This is a genomic window from Nostoc sp. (genome assembly GCF_036919575.1).
Classification (GTDB): domain Bacteria; phylum Cyanobacteriota; class Cyanobacteriia; order Cyanobacteriales; family Nostocaceae; genus Nostoc.
In genome coordinates, this window is record NZ_JBALBY010000048.1 from 21,168 (window position 1) to 27,964 (window position 6,797).

Below are 6,797 nucleotides of genomic sequence, written 5' to 3' on the forward strand. Positions count from 1 at the left end.
TCACAAGGCAATTTTGTTTAACGATTTTGAATAGGTTCAATAGACACCAAGCCGATGTTGTGCAAAAGTCTAGCTCAATTTGAGTTGGCACGGTTAGTCATGTGTGGAGAGCATCCGCTTGTAGAGATTTGGAGGATGGCCAAGCCATAACAGTACGGAAAATTCAGACGAGAAGTTTTAGGTTCCTTCCTTTATCATTATGGCGCAAGCAAAATGTTTTTGAGGGAATAATATTAGCATATTTTTGTCCCCCTAAAGTTTTATTTTTTTTAGCACAACTTAACAAAAGACACTAGGACAGACTTTATATTGACAGACCGAATAATTCACAGGCATTTTGGGTGGTTTGATGGGCGATCGCCTCTACCGTTTCCTGACGCAGTTTAGCTACTTCCTCGGCTACATAAAGCACGTAGGCAGGCTCGTTGCGCTTCTCGCCCCGTTTCGGAACCGGAGCCAGAAATGGACAGTCTGTTTCAATTAATAGGCGATCGCTACTCACCATCGCCGCTGAAGATTGGATTGCTTTGGCGTTTTTGAACGTTACCGTCCCGCTAAAGCTAATATAGAAGCCTAAATCGAGAAACCATTGAGTTTCTTCTGGCGTTCCTCCCCAGCAATGCATGACACCACGCACTCTTTCTCCCTTGAGTTCCCGCCATTTTTGCAACACTTCTCTGGTTGCCACAGCCGCATCACGGCAGTGGATAATCACTGGTAAGTTGAGTTCAGATGCGATCGCTAACTGTGACTCGAACACCATGTACTGTTGCTCATAGTTATCAGCTTTGTAAAAATCCAGCCCCATTTCCCCAATTGCTACCACATTCGAGTCAGAAATCGCTAAAGTTTTGATTTTATCGGCTGTCTCGCGATTCCATTTTTCAGCATCTAAAGGATGTAATCCCACAGCAAAGCTGATTTCGGGAAACTCTTGGGCTATGGATTGAATACTGGCAAACTCCTCAGGGTGAACACAGGAATGTACTAGACGCACTACACCTGCTTCTTGCCACCGCGATCGCACTGTTGCTAAATCCGGCTGGAAACTATCAAAGTTGAGATGAACGTGTGTGTCTATCAGTTGCATTCTTTGTCTTTTGTTGTTTGTCCTTCGTCATTTTTCCCCGAAGTTCTGTACCCTCCGGGATAGCGTACCCTTTAATTAAGTGAGCTACGCACAGCGCTTCCTAGAGAAGCCAGATACTTACGAAATCGTTGGCGCAGCCTCCCATAGAGAAGAAACTGCGCTATCGCCGGAAACTGTCGCTCAGACTTCTCTCTTTGTTTTGTGACCAATGACTAAGGACAAATGACCAATGACTACTCACCTGTTTGAGTTAGGGGTTTTAGTTTATGAGCCAATCTCGACTTTTTCCTTGCCCCATTGTTGGGGTGAAGCACACCCCGTTTGATCGCTTTATCGATTTTGCCGTAAGCCTCGGATAACCGAGCCTCTACTTCTTGTTTTAATTCTGGGGTAGGATTAGCTGCATAGACAGCTACAGCATTCAGGTATTTCTTCATCAGCGTCTTGACTGCTGATTTGTAAGCTTTATTACGCAGTCGGTTACGTTCTGCGATTCCGGCACGCTTGAGAGCAGACTTTGTATTCGCCACAGTCAATTCCAAAAATACTATTAATATGTACACACACTACTAGACTTACTAATATAGCATCCAAATTACCAATGTTATAATTTCCTCAAAAAAAATTCTATCATTGGAGATTGGGGAAGAATTTAGTCCCTAGTCCCCGCTCCTTAATCCCCAGTCCTTAATTTGGTATGTCGTCAATTTAGGAAATACGTTAAAATAAGGTACATCAAATAAAATAGTAGCCCTAACTCATCACCCGGTTAAGCAATGTGATTGCCAATATAATCTGTCCCCCAAACGGATGTATTGTCAAAGGCAAGGGACTGACAAATAAAAAAATACTCAACTACTGATTGTGGGGTGGGCGTTTCGCCCGCCCGTAGCCAAAGGCGGGCAAGATGCCCACCCCACAATGGATAATTTATTTGTTGGAAATCCCTAAATACTAAAAGTTAGGAAAATAAGTAAAAATTATACTCAGACCCTACCCCCTGTAAATCCGGGGGACTAGATGTGCAAACACACTACCTGCACCAGAGCAAGGAGTGAGGGTCAGGGCATAAGGGGTAGTGGGAAATGATGGCACACCCACTTCCTGCCGCTAGCCTGCCGAGGCTTGTCGGACTGAGCATATTAAGTCGCCTTCTCAAGCAAACAATGTGGTGGCAGCCTTGAGAGTATCAAAAAAATCCAGGTTAAGCTAGAGAAGAGAATTAGAGTCAGCTTCCACACCCCAGTTGGTCAAGAGCAATACTAAATCTCAGGTGTGAATATTATAATTTTGGCATTGTCTTTACTCCATGCTGCGAATCATTACTCAGCAGGCAGACGTCAGAGCAGAACTACAACGGATCTGCGATCGCACCCATGACGAACAGGTGCTTCACAAAGAAGCAACGGTGCGGGAAGTTTTGCAAGCAGTGAAGCGCCAAGGCGACAAAGCTGTATTGCATTACACAGCCGAATTTGACAAACAAACCCTGAAAGCAGAAGAACTCCGAGTCACAGGCTCGGAACTAGATGCAGCCTATCAGCAGGTGTCAAAGGAATTGTTAGGCGCAATTCGGCTAGCTTGCCGCCAAATTGAAGCGTTTCATCGTCAGCGAGTACCGAAAAGCTGGGTACACTTTGGCGAGGATGAAATAGTACTGGGCAAACGCTACACCCCCGTAGACCGAGCGGGGTTGTATGTGCCTGGTGGTCGCGCCGCCTATCCCAGTACAGTGCTGATGAATGCAATTCCGGCTCATGTTGCTGCTGTACCCCATGTGGTGATGGTGACACCACCAGGTTTAGGGGGTGCAATTAATCCAGCAGTCTTGGTAGCTGCCCAAGAAGCAGGAGTACAAGAAATTTATCGCATTGGGGGCGCACAAGCGATCGCTGCTTTAGCCTATGGGACAGAAACGATTCCAAAAGTGAATGTAATTACTGGCCCTGGTAACATTTATGTCACCCTAGCGAAAAAACTTGTCTATGGCATCGTCGGTATTGATTCTTTGGCAGGCCCTAGCGAAGTGCTGGTGATTGCCGATGAAACCGCAAATCCGGTACATGTAGCTGCTGACTTGCTGGCCCAAGCCGAACACGATCCAATGGCGGCAGCAATTTTGCTGACGACGGATGCTGCTTTGGCGAAAAACGTGCAAGTAGCCTTGGAAAGACAGCTAGTGGATCACCCACGGCGAATAGACACAGAAAAAGCGATCGCTCACTACGGCTTGATTGTCGTTGTGGAATCCCTCCAAGCAGCAGCGGAATTTTCAAATGAATTTGCCCCCGAACATCTAGAATTAGAAATCAAAGACCCTTGGGCACTATTACCACAGATTCGCCATGCTGGGGCAATATTTTTGGGTTACTCCACACCAGAAGCTGTAGGAGACTATTTGGCAGGCCCTAACCATACCTTGCCAACTTCTGGTGCTGCCCGCTATGCTTCACCATTAGGGGTGGAAACTTTCCTTAAACATTCGAGTATTATTCAATACTCCCAAACCGCACTGCAAAATGTGGCTAGTGCCATTGATGTGCTAGCAACAGCAGAGGGCTTACCTTCCCATGCTGATTCAGTACGACGCCGAATTCAGCAAGAAGAGTGATTTGGAATGCTTAATTTTTTCCTATGTATACTGTTGCCAAAAGTCACTCGATAGGTTCAAACTAAAAGTTTGGATAGCGATACCTACGGTAAGCTACGCTAACGGGTGACTTTTGCTACTCTAAGGGAAGCCTGCTGACGGGCATCTACAAGTGAGGCATTGCCAATGACAGTAGGTTCTCCTGTTCGGAGACGCTACGCAATTAATTTAGTGTAGCTGCCAACAGATTTTGCTGCATACTTATGTAAGGGGTCTACTTTTGAGGAGACGAGAGCGGTGCTAATGAATATTTTGGTAGCTCTGGACGGTTCGGAAATTGCAGAACGAGTAATTGAGACTTTAGATGATTTTGCGTTATCAAAAGATGCCAAGGTTATTCTCTGTCATGTGTTTCCCACGCCAAAGTCAGAGATGGAACTACCTGCTGATCGTCCTCAGCCAGAGTCCCCAACATTTTCTTATTTCCATATTGAAAAACAGCTGCAATCCTATCAGGAAAAGTTATCAGTCACAAGTGAGTTAGAGATGGTAACTGGTGATCCTGCCGAAGAGATTATTCGCCTTGCCAATATTTACAAAACTGACTTGATTATAATTGGCAGTCGTGGGTTGATTGGGATGAAGCGAATTGTCCAGGGTTCTGTTAGCAGTCAAGTTGTAGAAGAGGCTAATTGTTCAGTGTTAGTCATCAAACCAAGGTAAAATTTGCAACGGGAAGCAATGACTATAACCACCCCAAAATTAACCTTTGAGGAATACCTGAAATATGATGATGGCACTGATACCCGCTACGAATTGGTCAATGGAGAACTAATTCCCATGAGTCTAGGAAGTGGGCAACATGGCGCAGCAACAGAATTTATCAATGTTTGTTTGCGAGCAGAAATTCTCCGGCTAAAGTTGGATTGGACTTCTAAACAAATGGTTATCGGTGTTCGTTCCCCCCGTGCTGGGAGATGGGATACATCGAGGATTCCAGATGTAGTTGTGATTCCATTACCTCAGTGGCGAGAGTTGAGAAACCGAGAGGCAGTTATTGAACTCAACGAACCACCCCCCTTGTTAGTGGTGGAAGTCGTCAGTGAGTCAACAAAGATTGTAGATTATCGAGCCAAGCGAGTTGAATATAACGTTTTAAATATTCCAGAGTATTGGATTGTCGATCCATTAACGAACAAAGTGACTGTTTTCACATTGATTGAAGAATTATACGAACCAGTAGAGTTTATTGGTACTCAATGCATTCAATCTCAAATTTTTCCAGAGTTAGAACTAACAGTTGAACAAGTGTTAACATCCGATAATTAAAAAGAATTTAAAAGCTGTTTTCACTTAAGATCGCCAGAGCAAACGTGTACGAAATTTACCCCACCCTAATCCTCCCCGATATATTGGGGAGGGAACCGGATTTTCTTGTTTCCCCCCAATATATCGGGGGGATTAAGGGGGGTAATAATTCAATTAAAATCACAACATACTACTTTTCCAACATCCTCTAAAGGAATAGACAGACTTGCTTATCCGTTTGGAGTAAGTTCTGTAAAAAGAGTTTCGTTATCGTTCACAAATTACTAGATTGTGATGAATCTGGCTAATTTCTCAAATAGCAACGCTTACTTCCCTACTCAAGGTGAGCAGTATCTTTAGTGAAAAGCACCACAAAATCTGTCAACAGTTGCCTACTAGCAACCGTTGACAGACTTTGTGAAGTTTGTTGAAGAAAAGTATGTGGGGAAGAATAAACGTATGCTAAGATAATTCCTATAAACAAATAGCTAATCGCTTGACAGGGTTAAGTAAATTAGCAATTAAGGCAGGCGCAAAAGTAACTTAACCTGCTAAAACAGGATAGTTTATTTAAGAGCCTTTATCCCAGTAAAGACGCTGTTGCTCGTGTCTTTACGTTTATTCTTTCCCTAACTTATACTAAACCTCAGAAGGTTAACTATTCCTCTAATAAAATAGTTGAACTGCTGGACTAACAGATTCGCCAGTTACGCCCGTAAAACGGACTCTAATAACACTAACAGAGCCAAGTTCGCTAAGGGTTATAGGTTGACATCGCCGCCCTTTCCGCCATTTAAGCCATCTCCACCAATAAATTGAATTACAGAGTCAATTATAAAGACTGTAAAAGAGAATTTTTTAACAGCCGAGTTCTCGCAACTTTTCTTCTTGCCACCAGAGAAATTGGCTTCTTCGTTGGCGGTTAATGTAGTGAACAATGTGCTTTCCATAATCTTAGTTACTAGCTTGCTTGTGGTGATTAAAGTTACGTCACTCCAAAGTAATAGATATAAACCTATAAAGAGTATATTTAGTAACTTGTTGTGCCGTTAGAAGTATTATACGGCTCTTGATAAATAGGTCAAGCAATTATTTTTTAAAAAAAGAAAAATATATTACACCTCTTCCTCTTCAGCAAAGATATTACATAGTTAGTATTTATACAAATTTAATTAAAACAAGTTTTTATTTGCCAGAAAATCGCAGGTGTCAATATATATTGATATAAATATGGCGATTTAAAAGCTTAATTTTGTTTGTCAAAAAACGTATAAATGAAGCTACTTACGTGTTAATACTGATAAACTAACGAAAATTAACAGAATTAAAGATATAGTAAAGCAAATCAAACAACATTTTTTATACTAAGTTGTACTTAAATAAATTTATCCAACTCAAAACTGGGATTCTGCATTTTTGAATAAGTATTTTTATGTAAAAAATGTTTTTTTGTAATTATTTAATACAACAAAAAATCAACCAGTATAATTTTTTCTAATATAAAAAGTTTAATTGTGGTTAATTATTTATTAATTTGAAAAAAGCTTTATTAGGTAGATTATACAAATTTTTTGTAAATAAATGAAGAAAGCGTAAAAGTTTAGAGGAAAATTATAAAAATTTGGTATTTCTATAGGACTTACGCAGTGTACAAATGCATCATGATATGCACTAGCTAAAATAGGTTGTTTCAGGCTTTTATTAACTATCCTGTGATCGTAAATAGACCATGCTGTAGGGGCACAGCAATGCTCATTGGTGTCAACTTAAGACGATAAAGCCCATATTTGTTGGGTGTAAGCGTCAATC

6 protein-coding genes are annotated in these 6,797 nt (G+C 41.8%); 3 read left to right on the forward strand and 3 right to left on the reverse strand.

The genetic code is table 11. The features are described 5' to 3' along the window. Positions 1–304 precede the first annotated feature (304 nt). Complete coding sequence (locus V7K27_RS14210) at positions 305–1,090, reverse strand: TatD family hydrolase (protein WP_334948162.1); 786 nt, start codon at positions 1,088–1,090, stop codon at positions 305–307. A 233-nt stretch (positions 1,091–1,323) separates the two neighbouring features. After that, a complete protein-coding gene (gene rpsT / locus V7K27_RS14215) occupies positions 1,324–1,620 on the reverse strand; it encodes a 30S ribosomal protein S20 (RefSeq protein ID WP_334948163.1) in 297 nt (98 codons plus the stop codon). Positions 1,621–2,399: 779 nt separating this feature from the next. Here rpsT and hisD point away from each other — a divergent pair. The 3 genes from hisD to V7K27_RS14230 all read left to right on the forward strand — a co-directional run bounded on the left by hisD (position 2,400) and on the right by V7K27_RS14230 (position 5,009). After that, the gene (hisD, locus tag V7K27_RS14220) at positions 2,400–3,701 is read left to right on the forward strand and encodes a histidinol dehydrogenase (RefSeq protein ID WP_334948165.1); all 1,302 of its coding nucleotides are present in this window, start codon (positions 2,400–2,402) and stop codon (positions 3,699–3,701) included. A 276-nt stretch (positions 3,702–3,977) separates the two neighbouring features. Further along, a complete protein-coding gene (locus tag V7K27_RS14225) occupies positions 3,978–4,403 on the forward strand; it encodes a universal stress protein (protein WP_334948167.1) in 426 nt (141 codons plus the stop codon). Positions 4,404–4,421: 18 nt separating this feature from the next. Next, complete coding sequence (locus tag V7K27_RS14230; protein WP_334948169.1) at positions 4,422–5,009, forward strand: Uma2 family endonuclease; 588 nt, start codon at positions 4,422–4,424, stop codon at positions 5,007–5,009. Positions 5,010–5,749: 740 nt separating this feature from the next. Here V7K27_RS14230 and V7K27_RS14235 read toward each other — a convergent pair. Then, entirely contained in the window at positions 5,750–5,938 is a 189-nt protein-coding gene (locus V7K27_RS14235) for a hypothetical protein (protein WP_334948171.1), read from the reverse strand. Positions 5,939–6,797: the final 859 nt, after the last annotated feature.

Bases quoted from the DNA above. Each gene is read 5' to 3' on its own strand.
- hisD (WP_334948165.1), top strand. From the start codon at position 2,400: ATGCTGCGAATCATTACTCAGCAGGCAGACGTCAGAGCAGAACTACAA.
- V7K27_RS14235 (WP_334948171.1), bottom strand. From the start codon at position 5,938: ATGGAAAGCACATTGTTCACTACATTAACCGCCAACGAAGAAGCCAAT.
- V7K27_RS14230 (WP_334948169.1), top strand. From the start codon at position 4,422: ATGACTATAACCACCCCAAAATTAACCTTTGAGGAATACCTGAAATAT.
- V7K27_RS14210 (WP_334948162.1), bottom strand. From the start codon at position 1,090: ATGCAACTGATAGACACACACGTTCATCTCAACTTTGATAGTTTCCAG.